This is a genomic window from Dermacoccus sp. 147Ba, from assembly GCF_004151355.1.
Classification (GTDB): domain Bacteria; phylum Actinomycetota; class Actinomycetes; order Actinomycetales; family Dermatophilaceae; genus Dermacoccus; species Dermacoccus abyssi.
This window is the reverse complement of sequence record NZ_SEHL01000004.1, coordinates 266276-278890: the sequence shown is the minus strand read 5'-3', so window position 1 is coordinate 278890 and position 12615 is coordinate 266276. Positions and strand designations below refer to the sequence as shown.

The 12615-nt window shown below is 69.5% G+C and carries 11 protein-coding genes; 9 read left to right on the top strand and 2 right to left on the bottom strand.

Annotation, left to right across the window (positions count from 1 at the left end; genetic code table 11):
• Positions 1 to 72: 72 nt before the first annotated feature.
• Genes rimI through EVU97_RS07550 form a run of 3 tightly spaced genes read left to right on the top strand, consistent with a single transcriptional unit; the run spans position 73 to position 3370 of the window.
• Entirely contained in the window at positions 73 to 570 is a 498-nt protein-coding gene (rimI, locus tag EVU97_RS07560; RefSeq protein WP_129664779.1) for a ribosomal protein S18-alanine N-acetyltransferase, read from the top strand.
• Positions 567 to 1625, top strand: a complete 1059-nt coding sequence (gene tsaD / locus EVU97_RS07555) for a tRNA (adenosine(37)-N6)-threonylcarbamoyltransferase complex transferase subunit TsaD (RefSeq protein WP_047311783.1) — start codon at positions 567 to 569, stop codon at positions 1623 to 1625. The genes rimI and tsaD overlap by 4 nt, the downstream gene beginning before the upstream one ends.
• The gene (locus tag EVU97_RS07550) at positions 1622 to 3370 is read left to right on the top strand and encodes a glycoside hydrolase family 3 protein (protein ID WP_129664777.1); all 1749 of its coding nucleotides are present in this window, start codon (positions 1622 to 1624) and stop codon (positions 3368 to 3370) included. Before tsaD ends, EVU97_RS07550 begins: the two co-directional genes overlap by 4 nt.
• A gap of 99 nt (positions 3371 to 3469) precedes the next feature.
• Here the strand turns inward: EVU97_RS07550 and EVU97_RS07545 are convergent, their stop codons facing one another.
• On the bottom strand, positions 3470 to 4747 hold the full coding sequence (locus EVU97_RS07545) for a class I SAM-dependent methyltransferase (RefSeq protein ID WP_129664774.1): 1278 nt from the start codon (positions 4745 to 4747) through the stop codon (positions 3470 to 3472).
• A gap of 287 nt (positions 4748 to 5034) precedes the next feature.
• Between EVU97_RS07545 and groES the strand changes: the two genes are divergently transcribed.
• Positions 5035 to 5328, top strand: a complete 294-nt coding sequence (groES, locus tag EVU97_RS07540; RefSeq protein ID WP_047311785.1) for a co-chaperone GroES — start codon at positions 5035 to 5037, stop codon at positions 5326 to 5328.
• A gap of 144 nt (positions 5329 to 5472) precedes the next feature.
• Entirely contained in the window at positions 5473 to 7083 is a 1611-nt protein-coding gene (groL, locus tag EVU97_RS07535) for a chaperonin GroEL (protein WP_129664772.1), read from the top strand.
• Positions 7084 to 7361: 278 nt separating this feature from the next.
• On the opposite strand, the gene EVU97_RS07530 is transcribed toward groL, so the two are convergent.
• Positions 7362 to 7583, bottom strand: a complete 222-nt coding sequence (locus EVU97_RS07530; RefSeq protein WP_047311787.1) for an RNA-binding S4 domain-containing protein — start codon at positions 7581 to 7583, stop codon at positions 7362 to 7364.
• 194 nt (positions 7584 to 7777) lie between these two features.
• On the opposite strand from EVU97_RS07530, the gene shbA reads away from it, so the two are divergent.
• The 4 genes from shbA (at position 7778) to EVU97_RS07510 (ending at position 12491) form a co-directional block, all read left to right on the top strand.
• Entirely contained in the window at positions 7778 to 8353 is a 576-nt protein-coding gene (gene shbA / locus EVU97_RS07525; protein ID WP_225910837.1) for an RNA polymerase sigma factor ShbA, read from the top strand.
• A gap of 5 nt (positions 8354 to 8358) precedes the next feature.
• Positions 8359 to 9594 carry a hypothetical protein gene (locus EVU97_RS07520; protein WP_129664770.1) on the top strand — a complete coding sequence of 412 codons (1236 nt, stop codon included), beginning with the start codon at positions 8359 to 8361 and terminating at the stop codon, positions 9592 to 9594.
• Between the two features lie 66 nt (positions 9595 to 9660).
• Positions 9661 to 11184 carry an IMP dehydrogenase gene (gene guaB, locus EVU97_RS07515; RefSeq protein ID WP_129664768.1) on the top strand — a complete coding sequence of 508 codons (1524 nt, stop codon included), beginning with the start codon at positions 9661 to 9663 and terminating at the stop codon, positions 11182 to 11184.
• A gap of 185 nt (positions 11185 to 11369) precedes the next feature.
• Complete coding sequence (locus tag EVU97_RS07510; RefSeq protein WP_047311790.1) at positions 11370 to 12491, top strand: GuaB3 family IMP dehydrogenase-related protein; 1122 nt, start codon at positions 11370 to 11372, stop codon at positions 12489 to 12491.
• Positions 12492 to 12615: the final 124 nt, after the last annotated feature.

Sequence of the window (12615 nt, the reverse complement as noted above, 5' to 3'; positions counted from 1 at the left end):
CGAGCCGCTCTACCTACGTCGCCCGGACGCCGTACCCGCCGCGGCCGCGCCCAACGCCCGGGTCCTCGGCAAGTGAACGCCACGACCACCGACGCCCCGGCGAGCGTCCGCCTGCGCGACGCGACCTGGCGGGACATCGAGACCCTCGCGCGTCTCGACGCCGAACTATTCGATCACGACGCGTGGAGCGAACCGACGTGGTGGGCCGAGTTCGCCGAGCGCCCGCGTCGCCAGTACGTCGTCGCCGTCGCAGGTAACGAGGACGCGAACGAGACCGTGCTGGGCTACGCCGGCCTCGACGCGGGCGGCAGCGCGGCCGACGTCATGACGATCGCCGTCACCCATGCGGCCCGCGGCACAGGCGTCGGAAAACGCTTGCTCACCCACCTTGTCGACGCCGCGGCGGCGACCGGCGCCGAGGCTCTCCTGCTCGAGGTGCGCGCCGATAACGAGCCCGCCCTCGGCCTCTACGAACGATCCGGCTTCGAGCGCCTCACTTTGCGCCGCCGCTACTACCAACCCGGTGACGTCGACGCCGTCATCATGCGCAAACTCCTGGAGACCTCATGAGCATCACCACGACTCGGGAGCCGCTGGTTCTCGGCATCGAGAGCTCGTGCGACGAGACGGGCATCGGCATCGTGCGCGGCACCACCCTGCTCGCCAACGAGGTGGCGAGCAGCATGGATCTGCACGTCCGCTTCGGCGGCGTCGTGCCCGAGATCGCGAGCCGCGCCCACCTTGAGGCGATGCTGCCCTCACTGCGTCGCGCGTGCGACACCGCCGGAGTGAAGCTCACCGACGTCGACGCCATCGCCGTCACCGTCGGGCCCGGCCTCGCCGGCGCGCTCATGGTCGGTGTCGCCGCCGCGAAGGCCCTCTCCGTGGCCCTCGACAAGCCGCTGTACGGCGTCAACCACCTCGCCGCGCACGTGGCCGTGGACATCCTCGACCACGGCCCGCTGCCCGAGCCGACCATGGGTCTGCTCGTCTCCGGCGGGCACACGAACCTGCTCTACGTGCCGGACATCGCCACCGACGTGCGCAGCCTCGGCAACACGATCGACGACGCGTGCGGCGAAGCGTTCGACAAGGTCGCCCGCGTGCTCGGCCTGCCCTACCCGGGCGGCCCGAACATCGACAGGGCAGCCCAGGGCGGAGACCCGAAGGCCATCGCGTTCCCACGCGGGCTCTCGACGAAGAAGGACCTCCAGAAGCACCGTTACGACTTCAGCTTCTCCGGCCTCAAGACGTCCGTGACGCGCTGGGTCGCCACCCGCGAAGCCGCCGGGGAGCCGGTACCTGTCGCCGACGTCGCCGCGTCCTTCCAGGAAGCCGTCGTCGACATCATCACGAAGAAGGCGGTCATGGCCTGCCGCGACTACGAGTGCAACAACCTCATGGTCGGCGGCGGCGTCTCGGCCAACTCCCGTCTGCGTGCGCTGCTCGAAGAACGCTGCGGCAAGGCCGGCATCGCCATCCGCGTGCCGAAACTCAGCCTGTGCACCGACAACGGCGCCATGGTGGCCACGCTCGGGGCACACCTCGTCGCGAAGGGCATCGAGCCGTCCGCGCTCGATGTGCCCGCTGACTCCTCGATGCCGATCGGACAGGTGATGGGATGACGACCACGATGTCTGCCACGACCACGCTTCGGGTGCGCTTGACGGCGCTCGCCGCCACGGGCGCGCTCGCCCTCGCCGGCTGCAGCGGTGGCTCGCCCGACGGAGACAAGCCCTCGACCGGCGCTTCGAGCTCCTCGAAGAGCGGGTCCGGCAGCTCCTCCCAGGGCCAAAATCGGACGAGCGCCGACGCCGGACTGCCGACGCAGGCCGAACTCGCCCAGGCGAAGAGGGACGTCGAGAAGCTCACGACGAAGCAGCTCGCGGGGCAGGTCATCGTCGGGTACTACCCGGGTTCTCAGCGCGACGCCGCGGCGGAAGCGATCCGCAAGGACGGCCTCGGCGGCGTCATCATCATGGGCGACAACGTGCCGCAGGATGTCACGGCGGGCCTGCCTGCCATCACCTCCGCCGCGCAGCAGGCGATGAAGGACACGGGACGCTCGTGGCCCGCCGTCATCGGCATCGACCAGGAGGGCGGCCCCGTCGCGCGCATCAAGGCGCCCGTCACGCAGCTGCCCGGCGGTATGGCGTACGGCGCCGCGGATGACGCCGAACTCGTCGCGAAGATCGCCAAGGGCCAGGGCCAGGAGTTACGAGCCCTCGGCGTGACGATGGTGTTCGCCCCCGACGCGGACGTCACGGTCGGCCCGCAGGATCCGACGATCGCCGTCCGCTCGCCGGGCAGCGACCCGCAGCGCGTCTCGCGCGCGGTGAACGGGCAGGTCAAGGGCTTCCAGGAGGCCGGTCTCGTGCCGGTCATCAAGCACTTCCCGGGCCACGGCTCGGTGACGACGGACACCCACGTCGACTACGCGGTGCAGTCGCAGCCGGTCTCGGCGCTCACCAAGCGCGACTGGGTGCCGTTTGCCAACGCCGTGAAGGCGGGGGCGCCCGCCGTCATGACGGCGCACATCGTGCTCAAGGACATCGACCCGAACGTGCCCTCGACCCTGTCCAACAAGGTGCTCACGGGCGAACTGCGCGACAAGCTCAGCTTCAAGGGCCTCGTCGTCACCGACGGCATGAACATGGGCGCCATCGTGAAGAAGTTCGACAAGGGCGGTGCCGCAGCCGTTTCCGCGCTCAAGGCGGGCGCCGACGTCGTGCTCATGCCGGCCAACGCCACCGCGTCGGTCGCAGCCATCGAGAAGGCCGTGGCCTCGGGTGAGCTGACGCGCGAACGGCTCGTGGAATCGGCTGCCCGTATCGTCGCGACGACGCGGCACCAGCAGGTCAAGGCTCCGGCGACGAACGTCGTCGGCGCGCACGGCAAGGACGCCGAGCAGTTCGCGCGAGAGTCGATCACCCAGCTCGGTGGCTCATGCGACAAGCCGCTCGTCGGCAAGAGCGTCCGCCTCGACGGCGGATCGACCTCCGACCGCGCGGAACTGACGAAGGCCCTCACGGCCCGCGGCATCACGGTCGGCTCGTCCGGCACACGCGTCTCGCTCATCGCCGGTGGGTCGTACAACGCAGGTAAGGCGTCGGCCGACGGCGGCTCGGAAGCCGATTCCGCTGGTGGTTCGGGTGCCGGTTCCTCGACGAAGGCCGGCGTTCAGGTCGCGCTCGACACCCCGTACGTCCTCGCCTCGCGACCGGCCGGAGCCGTCGGTCTCGCGACGTACGGCAACACGCCGTCGACGTTCGCGGCGCTCGCGGACATCCTTGCGGGCAAGGCCAAGGCGGGCGGCACGCTGCCGGTTGCCGTCGGTGACAACAAGGTGGGCGACTCGGCCTGTTCGTGACTTCGCGCGCTGTTTGAAGCTCCAGCCCCTTGAGTCAGGGGGGCGGGTTCAGTTCGGGGGCAGCGGCGGTCGTCCAGGTGCGACCTGTGGCAGGTCAGGTCAGGCAGGCTCCACGACGAGGGCAGCACGCTCGCCGTCGAGGTTGACGAGCACGACTGTCATGGCCCGGGAGCCCTTGAGCTTCAGTTGGCGACGCAGGGCGTCGGCGTCGAGGTCGACGTCGCGCTTCTTGATCGTGAGGCGTCCGACGTCGTGCGTGCGCAGGTAGGAGCGGAGTGTTTTGACGTGCAGCGGAACGGCGTCGAGCACCCGGTATGCGCGCCCGAGAAGACCGATGTCGGTGAGCGCGTCGGCGGTGACGTACCCGTACCCGGCCGTGAACTCGCGCCCGTCGACGGCGTTGAGCAACGCGCCGACGAGACCGCTACGCGTTAACGCTTTGTCGGCCTCGTAGAAGAAGGCGCCGAGGTCGGCGCGACGCGCGAGGGCCCCCGAGGCGTCGGCAGCGTCGGGCCTCGTGACGTGGCGAAGCTCGACGCTGTCGCCGCTGCTGTCTGCGTTGGCGGAACCGTCGGCGCGCTTGTCGGTCGGCCGCACGATCGTCGCCGTCGTGCCTTCGTCGCGAACGGCCTGGCCCCACCAAAGCGTCGCTTCGACGAGGTCGCCGGCGTACGAGACGAACTCCGCCTCGCAGTCGGGCGGGATGTCGCCGTGCGCGAGGCCGGGGGAGAGTTTGGCGCCGGCAGCCGGGGCATCAGCGGCGAGTTGCTGGACGAGTTCCCAGTCGGGCGAGAGCGCGGCCAGGGAGAAGGTTCGCTTGGTTCGGCCGTGGATGTCGGCAACGCCCGGGATGCGCCGGGCAGGGTCGAACCACCACGCGGCGTCCGGGGCTTCCCGGCGGAGTTCGGGTGCGAGGTCTTCGAGCAACCCCGTCTCCACGCGTGAGGCGGGGTAGGGCGCCAGGTTGTGGCGAGCGAGTTCGGCCGTCGTCGGGTCGGCTTCCACGGCAATGACGTCGAGGCCGGCACGAGCAAAACCGACGGCGTCCGCGCCGATGCCACACCCGCCGTCGACCACGCGTGAGGCGCCGGACGACCGCAGACGCTCGGCGTGCAGAGCCGCCACGGCCGAGCGAGTGGCCTGCTCGAGGGCGTCCGGGGTGAAGAACATCAGCTCGGCATTCGCGCCGAACTTCGTGACGGCCTTCGCTCGCAATCGGCTCTGCGTCAGCGCGGCGGCGACGAGTTCGGGGGAGTAGCCCCGATCCCGCAATCGGGAGGTGAGCGCGACGGCGTTCTTCTCGTCGTAGGGCGGCAGCGATGCGAGCAGTTCACGACCCTCGTCGGACATGAGAGCGTGCGCGGCGGCGGCATCCATGGGCTCATTCTTTCAGGCGAACTTCCAACCAAGAGCCGCCCCGCCTGTGCGCCCTGAGCGAACGCCGACCCTCCACCTGGCACTCGGCTTGACCGAGTGCTAAGCGAGCAATAAATTCGGAGTTAGCACTCACCCCTGGGTAAGTGCCAGCGAGCACGTCACCTCGACCCCCGCGACGGCGAGGCGGCACTGCGCGCTGTCATGCCACGCCACGTGGCGTGGGCAGGGGTGGACAAGCATCCGTCACGTCCGCTCGAGCGGACCGTCGCAACAAGGAAGGTGCCACCGTGTCGGTGAACATCAAGCCGCTGGAAGACCGCATCGTCGTCAAGTCCGTCGAGGCCGAGCAGACCACCGCGTCCGGCCTCGTCATCCCGGACACCGCCAAGGAGAAGCCCCAGGAGGGCGAGGTCATCGCCGTGGGCCCGGGTCGCGTGGACGACAACGGCAACCGCGTTCCGGTCGACGTCGCTGTGGGCGACAAGGTCATCTACTCGAAGTACGGCGGCACCGAGGTCAAGTTCGGTGGTGAGGAGTTCCTCATCCTCTCCGCCCGCGACGTGCTCGCCGTCGTCGCCTGACGATCCCACTCCGTGCGCGCATGCCCCGGCCGTGGCCCACGTCGGCCCGCCGGGGCATTGCGTTCCCTCCAGTCGCGCGTGAACTCACGCAGCAGGCTCCCGTTCCACGCCGCCTCGCGCGGCATCAACCAGAGAGGTTGAATCATGGCCAAGACCCTCGAATTCAACGACGACGCGCGTAAGTCGCTCGAGCGCGGTGTCGACGCGCTCGCCAACGCCGTCAAGGTGACCCTCGGCCCGAAGGGCCGCAACGTCGTCATCGACAAGTCCTGGGGCGCCCCCACCATCACGAACGACGGTGTCACCATCGCCCGTGAGGTCGAGCTCGAAGACCCGTACGAGAACCTCGGCGCACAGCTCGCCAAGGAGGTCGCCACCAAGACGAACGACGTCGCCGGTGACGGCACGACGACCGCCACGGTTCTCGCCCAGGCCCTCGTCAAGGAAGGCCTGCGCAACGTTGCCGCTGGCGCGGCCCCGGCCGGCCTGAAGCGCGGTATCGACAAGGCCGTCACCGCCATCAACGACCAGCTGCTCGCCAACGCGCGCCCGGTCGACGGCAAGGACGATTACGCCAAGGTCGCTTCGCTCTCCGCCCAGGACGCCACCATCGGTGGCCTCATCGGTGAGGCGTTCGACAAGGTCGGCAAGGACGGCGTCATCACGGTCGAGGAGTCCTCCACCGCCGAGACGAAGCTCGAGTACACCGAGGGCATGCAGTTCGACAAGGGCTACCTCTCGCCGTACTTCGTCACCGACCCCGAGCGCATGGAGGCCGTCCTCGAGGACGCCTACATCCTCATCAACCAGGGCAAGATCTCGAACGTGCAGGACCTCCTGCCCGTCCTCGAGAAGGTCGTCCAGTCCGGCAAGCCGCTGCTCATCATCGCCGAGGACATCGAGGGCGAAGCCCTTTCAACGCTCGTCGTGAACAAGATCCGCGGCACGTTCAACGTCGTCGCCGTCAAGGCCCCCGGCTTCGGTGACCGCCGCAAGGCCATGCTGCAGGACATCGCCATCCTCACCGGCGGCCAGGTCATCGCCGAGGAGGTCGGCCTCAAGCTCGAGGCCGCCGACCTCGACGTCCTCGGCCAGGCTCGCCGCATCCAGGTGACGAAGGATTCCACGACGATCATCGACGGCGCCGGCCAGGGCGACGCAGTCGAGGGCCGCGTCAAGGAGCTCAAGGCCGAGATCGAGCGCACGGACTCCGACTGGGACCGCGAGAAGCTCCAGGAGCGTCTTGCGAAGCTCGCCGGCGGCGTCTGTGTCATCGGCGTCGGTGCACACACCGAGGTCGAGATGAAGGAGAAGAAGCACCGCATCGAGGACGCCATCGCGGCCACGCGCGCGGCCATCGAGGAAGGCATCGTCGCCGGTGGTGGCTCCGCCGTCATCCACGCCGCCTCCGCGCTCGACTCCCTCCAGCTCGAAGGTGACGAGGCCACCGGCGCCACGCTCGTCGGCAAGGCCATCGCCGAGCCGCTGCGCTGGATCGCCGAGAACGCCGGCCTCGAGGGCTACGTCGCCGTCTCCAAGGTGCGCGAACTGCCCGTCGGCCAGGGCCTCGACGCCGCCACCGGCGACTACATCGACCTCGTCGAAGCCGGCATCATCGACCCGGTCAAGGTCACGCGCTCCGCACTGACCAACGCCGCCTCCATCGCCTCCATGGTTCTCACGACCGACACCCTCGTCGTCGAGAAGAAGGAAGACGAAGAGGCACCCGCGGCAGGTCACGGCCACACGCACTGATCTCCATCGCGCCGTCTTGCGGCGCGCGGGGTTCCGGGCTCGCAGGCTCGCCCGGAACCCCGCGCGCTAGGTGCGACAGCGCTTCGGGGCTTGAAAGACGCCCCTCCCACGAGCAAGCTCGCGGGAGGGGCGTCTTTCTGCGCGGTCTGCTTCCAACGTGGGTGCGTTGAGCGAGGGGTTGCGGCTTTGCGCGTGGCCCGGTTTCGTTTGGGGAGAGGGTCGCGGCTTTGCGAGTGGCCCTGGTTACATGGCGATGCGGAGGCGCCTGTGTTCGGCTGTCAGCGCCGGGTGACGCGCACGCACTCGTCCTCCAGGCACACCACGGCGCCGACCGGAATCTGGGCGCTACGGCGCGTGTCGACCTCGCCGTCGACCGTCACGAGGCCCTCAATGATGACGATGCGCGCCTCGGCGCCGTCCTCCACGAGGTTGGCCAACTTGAGCAGCTGACCGAGCTTGATGGCTTCGTCGCGAATCGGAACGTCTACGGGTGAGCTCATGGCCACATTCTCGCACCGAACTCGCCGTGCACCCCGTGGTGTGGTTACCGTGGGGGCCGCAACCGCTGACCGTGAACCGCGCACATCCGTGACGGGAGTAGGCCATGGCGCTCGAAGGTGGATACATGGGAGGGGCCTCCTGGCCCCAGGTGTCCCATGCCCGAGCGCGTGTAACGAACCTACCGTCCACCCCGATGTCATCCGAGGAAGCGCCGATGCGCGACCTCGTGGCTGCCGCTCAGGACAACGATCCGGCAGCACGACACCAACTCCTCGACGACGTTCACCGGATGGCGTTGCGCTACGCGTCAGCCCGTCTCGGCGCTTTCAGCGCCTCGCGTGAACTCGCCGCCGACGCCGCTCAGGAGGTGTGCGTGGCTGTCCTGCAGGCGCTTCCGCGCTACGTCGAGCGCGGCGTCCCCTTCGAGGCCTTCGTCTACTCCATCTGCTCGCGCAAGGTGGCCGACGTGCAGCGAGGCGCCTTCCGCGCGGCTGTGCCCACCGACGAGATCCCCGAGGGCGTCGACCTGTCGACCGGCCCCGAGGAGATGGCCGTCAGCGGCGACACCGCCAAGCGCCTCTCGATGCTCATGGGCGGCCTGTCCGAACAGCACCGCGAAATCCTGACGCTCCGCGTCGCCGTCGGCCTCTCCGCCGAGGAGACCGCCCGCAGCCTCGGCATGACGGCCGGCGCCGTGCGCGTCGCCCAGCACCGCGCGCTCGCGAAGCTGCGCAAGCTGCACGACGCCTCCGGCCAGGAGTTGAGGTGAGCCACGTGAACGACGCATCCCGCGACACGAACCTCTTCGAGATCGCCCGCGACGACGGACTCCTCGACGTCCTCGGCGCACGCCTTTTCGACGCGGACGAGTCCAACGCCGACACGAACATCGACGCCGGCACCTACGAGTCGGACGATGTCGCTCACATGCTCGCCGCCTGGGCGCAGGACATCGACGACGAGGCCGAGGCCACGTTCACGGTCGAGCCCCGACGCGTCACGCGGGCGGCTCGCGCCGCCTACTCGGTGCCCAATGAGGCCGAGTCCGTCGAGCCCGGATCTGTCACGGCCGCGCCGCGCCGGCGCGGCGGCACGTACAGCGCCTCGGGCGACGGCCGAGTGGCTGCTGCTCTCGGCCGCGGATGGTGGGGCCTGGCCCCGGCTGCCCGCGTGCGAACCGGCGCCACGGCCGCTGCAGCGGGTCTCGTGCTGTCCCTGTCCGGTGTCGCCGCCGCTGTCGGTTGGGGACGCCTGCCGTCCCTCGACTCCTTGACGCTCAGTTCGACGAAGGCCCACAATCCCTCCGTGCTGGCCGATGAGGTGCCGCGCGCCACGGCGACCGATGCACCCGCAGTGCCGCAGAAGCCCGCGAAGAAGCGTGTTGAGGCGCTGCCTCATCGCACGGAAGGCCACGCCGAGGGCGCTGAGCGGCCCCGCACGTCCACCGCAGCGAAGGAAACGGCGCCGAGCGACTCCTGGCCTCGGGTCGAGGAGCGCCGTACCGGTCTCGACCGCTCGGTCGTCGCCGCGCCCCGAATCGATCGTCAGCGCCCCTCGACACCGACGTACCGGCCCAACACGGGCGCCCGACCGACGCAGGCGCCGAGCGCGACGCGTCCGCAGCGTCCGACGACGCCGCCCTCGCCGTCGTCCACGCAGCCGCCGACGACCACGAAGCCGAGCACGCCGTCCACCCCAGGTTCGTCGACGACGTCGCCGAGCACCGGTCCCTCGGGTTCGACAGGCATATCGGGCTCCTCGAGTTCCTCGGGCTCGTCCTCCACGACGAAGCCGACCCCTCGCCCCACCTCGAGCGTTTCCCCGAGGTCGACGCGCGGCTCACACAAGGCCTCCTCCGGCAGCGGTGCGCTGACGAAGGCGGAGAAGAAGACGCGCAACCGGTTCAGGTACCTCATGCCGAGGCCGTCGATCGAGGCGTCCCCAACGCCTCTCGAGCCGAGCGCTACGGCGGAGCCGGTGCCGAACGAAACCGCCACGCCGACGCGCTAGGTGAGAATGCGCACAACGCTGAGCGCGCGGCGCTGGGCACGCGTGCGCGTGACCTAGAATCGGTGAATGGCTTTCGGCTCTGACAACGGCACTGAGATTCCCCCGAAATTCGCGACGCTCGGTCTCACCTACGACGACGTCCTTCTCCTTCCCGGGGAGACCGATGTCATCCCCTCGGAGGTCGACACCACCGCGCAGCTGACGCGCGAGATCAAGCTCAACATCCCTCTCGTGTCTGCAGCGATGGACACCGTCACCGAAGCACGCATGGCCATCGCCATGGCCCGCGAGGGCGGCATGGGCGTGCTGCACCGCAACCTGTCGATCGAGGATCAGGCCTACCAGGTCGACCTCGTCAAGCGCACTCAGACGGGCCGTATCACCAACCCCGTGACGATCGGCCCCGACGCCACGCTCGAAGAGCTCGACGCCATCTGCGGCGAGTACCGCGTCTCCGGTCTGCCGGTCGTCGAGGGCGACAACAAGCTCATCGGCATCATCACCAACCGCGACCTGCGCTTCACGCCCGTCGCCGAGTGGGCCGGCACGAAGGTGCGCGACGTCATGACGACGCAGCTCATCACCGCGCCCGTCGACATCTCGAACGAGGACGCCACGGCGCTGCTGCGTCAGCACAAGCGTGAGCGTCTGCCGCTCGTCGATCGCGACGGTCGCCTCGCCGCGCTCATCACGGTCAAGGACTTCGTGAAGTCCGAGCAGTTCCCGAACGCCTCGAAGGACGCCGACGGTCGCCTCATGGTCGGTGCCGCCGTCGGGTACTTCGGTGAGGCGTGGGAGCGCGCGACGACGCTCATCGACGCCGGCGTCGACGTGCTCATCGTCGACACGGCGCACGGCCACGCGCGCCTCCTGCTCGACATGATCCGCAAGCTCAAGTCCGACCCGGCCACGAAGAACGTCCAGATCATCGGCGGCAACGTTGCCACCCGCGCGGGCGCCCAGGCGCTCGTCGACGCCGGTGTCGACGCCGTCAAAGTGGGCGTCGGGCCGGGCTCGATCTGCACGACGCGCATCGTCGCGGGTGTCGGTGTTCCGCAGGTCACCGCGATCCACGAGGCCGCCCAGGCCTGCGGCCCCGCCGGTGTGCCGGTCATCGGTGACGGCGGCCTGCAGTACTCCGGTGACATCGCCAAGGCCCTCGTCGCCGGTGCGTCCTGCGTCATGGTCGGCTCGCTGCTCGCCGGGACGGAGGAGTCGCCGGGCGAGGTTGTGCTCATCAACGGCAAGCAGTTCAAGGCCTACCGCGGCATGGGTTCGCTCGGTGCGATGAGCTCGCGCGGCAAGAAGTCGTACTCCAAGGACCGCTACTTCCAGGCCGACGTCATCAGCGACGACCAGCTCGTGCCCGAGGGCATCGAGGGTCGCGTGTCGTACAAGGGTCCGGTGAGCAACGCGGTGCGTCAGCTCGTCGGTGGCCTCCACCAGTCGATGTTCTACGTCGGTGGCTCCACGATCCCCGAGCTGCAGGAGCGCGGCCAGTTCGTCCGCATCACCGCGGCCGGCCTCAAGGAGTCGCACCCCCACGACGTCCAGGGCATCGTCGAAGCGCCGAACTACTCGATCCGCTGACGACGCCTCGGCCCACTTTCGAGCGCCTCACCTTCACGACGAAGGTGAGGCGCTCGTGTGTTGAGGCGGGCATACCCACATGCGCGAGATCTCGCACGAATGGGAAGAGACGTGCGCGGTTGGTCCCCACTTGCGCGACATTCCGCGCTTGTGGGGAAGCGGGCACCCGCAGGTAGGCTGGGTGGGTGACTGAGATCGAGATCGGCAAGGGCAAGCGCGGCCGTCGCGCGTATTCACTCGACGACATCGCCGTCGTGCCGTCGCGCCGCACGCGTGACCCCCGCGAGGTGTCGACGTCGTGGCAGATCGACGCCTACCACTTCGACCTGCCCGTCATGGCAGCGCCGATGGACTCCGTGATGTCGCCCGCCACCGCCATCGAGTTCGGCCGCCTCGGCGGTCTGCCCGTGCTCGACCTCGAGGGCCTGTGGACGCGCTACGAGGACCCGGAGACGCAACTCGCCTCCATCGCCACGGTCGACCCGGCCGAAGCCGTCGCCCGCATGCGCGAGATCTACGACGAGCCGATCAAGCCCGAGCTCATCCGCGACCGCCTCAAGGAGATCCGTGACGCCGGCGTCACCGTCGCCGGCGCCCTCACGCCGCAGCGCACCCAGGAGCACTGGCGCACCGTCGTCGAGGCCGGCGTCGACGTCTTCGTCATCCGCGGCACCACGGTCTCCGCCGAGCACGTCTCCGGCGACGCCGAGCCGCTCAACCTCAAGCGCTTCATCTACGAACTCGACGTTCCCGTCATCGTCGGTGGTGCGGGCACGTACACCGCAGCGCTGCACCTCATGCGCACCGGTGCGGCCGGCGTGCTCGTCGGTTTCGGCGGCGGCGCGGCCCACACCACGCGTCGCACGCTCGGCATCCACGCGCCCATGGCCACGGCCCTCTCCGACGTCGCCGCAGCCCGTCGCGACTACCTCGACGAGTCCGGTGGCCGCTACGTCCACGTCATCGCCGACGGCGGCGTCGGCACCTCCGGTGACATCGTCAAGGCCGTCGCCTGCGGTGCGGACGCCGTGATGCTCGGTGCCGCGCTGGCTCGCGCCACCGAGGCGCCCGGTCGCGGATTCCACTGGGGCCCGGAGGCGCACCACAGCCAGCTGCCGCGCGGTGAGCGCGTCGAGGTGGGCACAGTGGCGAGCCTCGAGGAGATCCTCAACGGCCCCGGCCGCGGCGCCGACGGCACCACCAACATCGTCGGTGCCCTCAAGCGCGCCATGGCCACCACCGGCTACTCCGACCTCAAGGAGTTCCAGCGCGTCGAGGTCGTCGTCGCGCCGTACCAGCGTTCCTGAGGCACACTCACGACGGAGGGGCTCGACCGGCAGGTCGAGCCCCTCCGTCATGCCCGCGGTGCCTCGCATCCTGGGACGACGGCCACTGACTTACTTCAAAGTAAGGACGTTGTCGGTGGCCCGT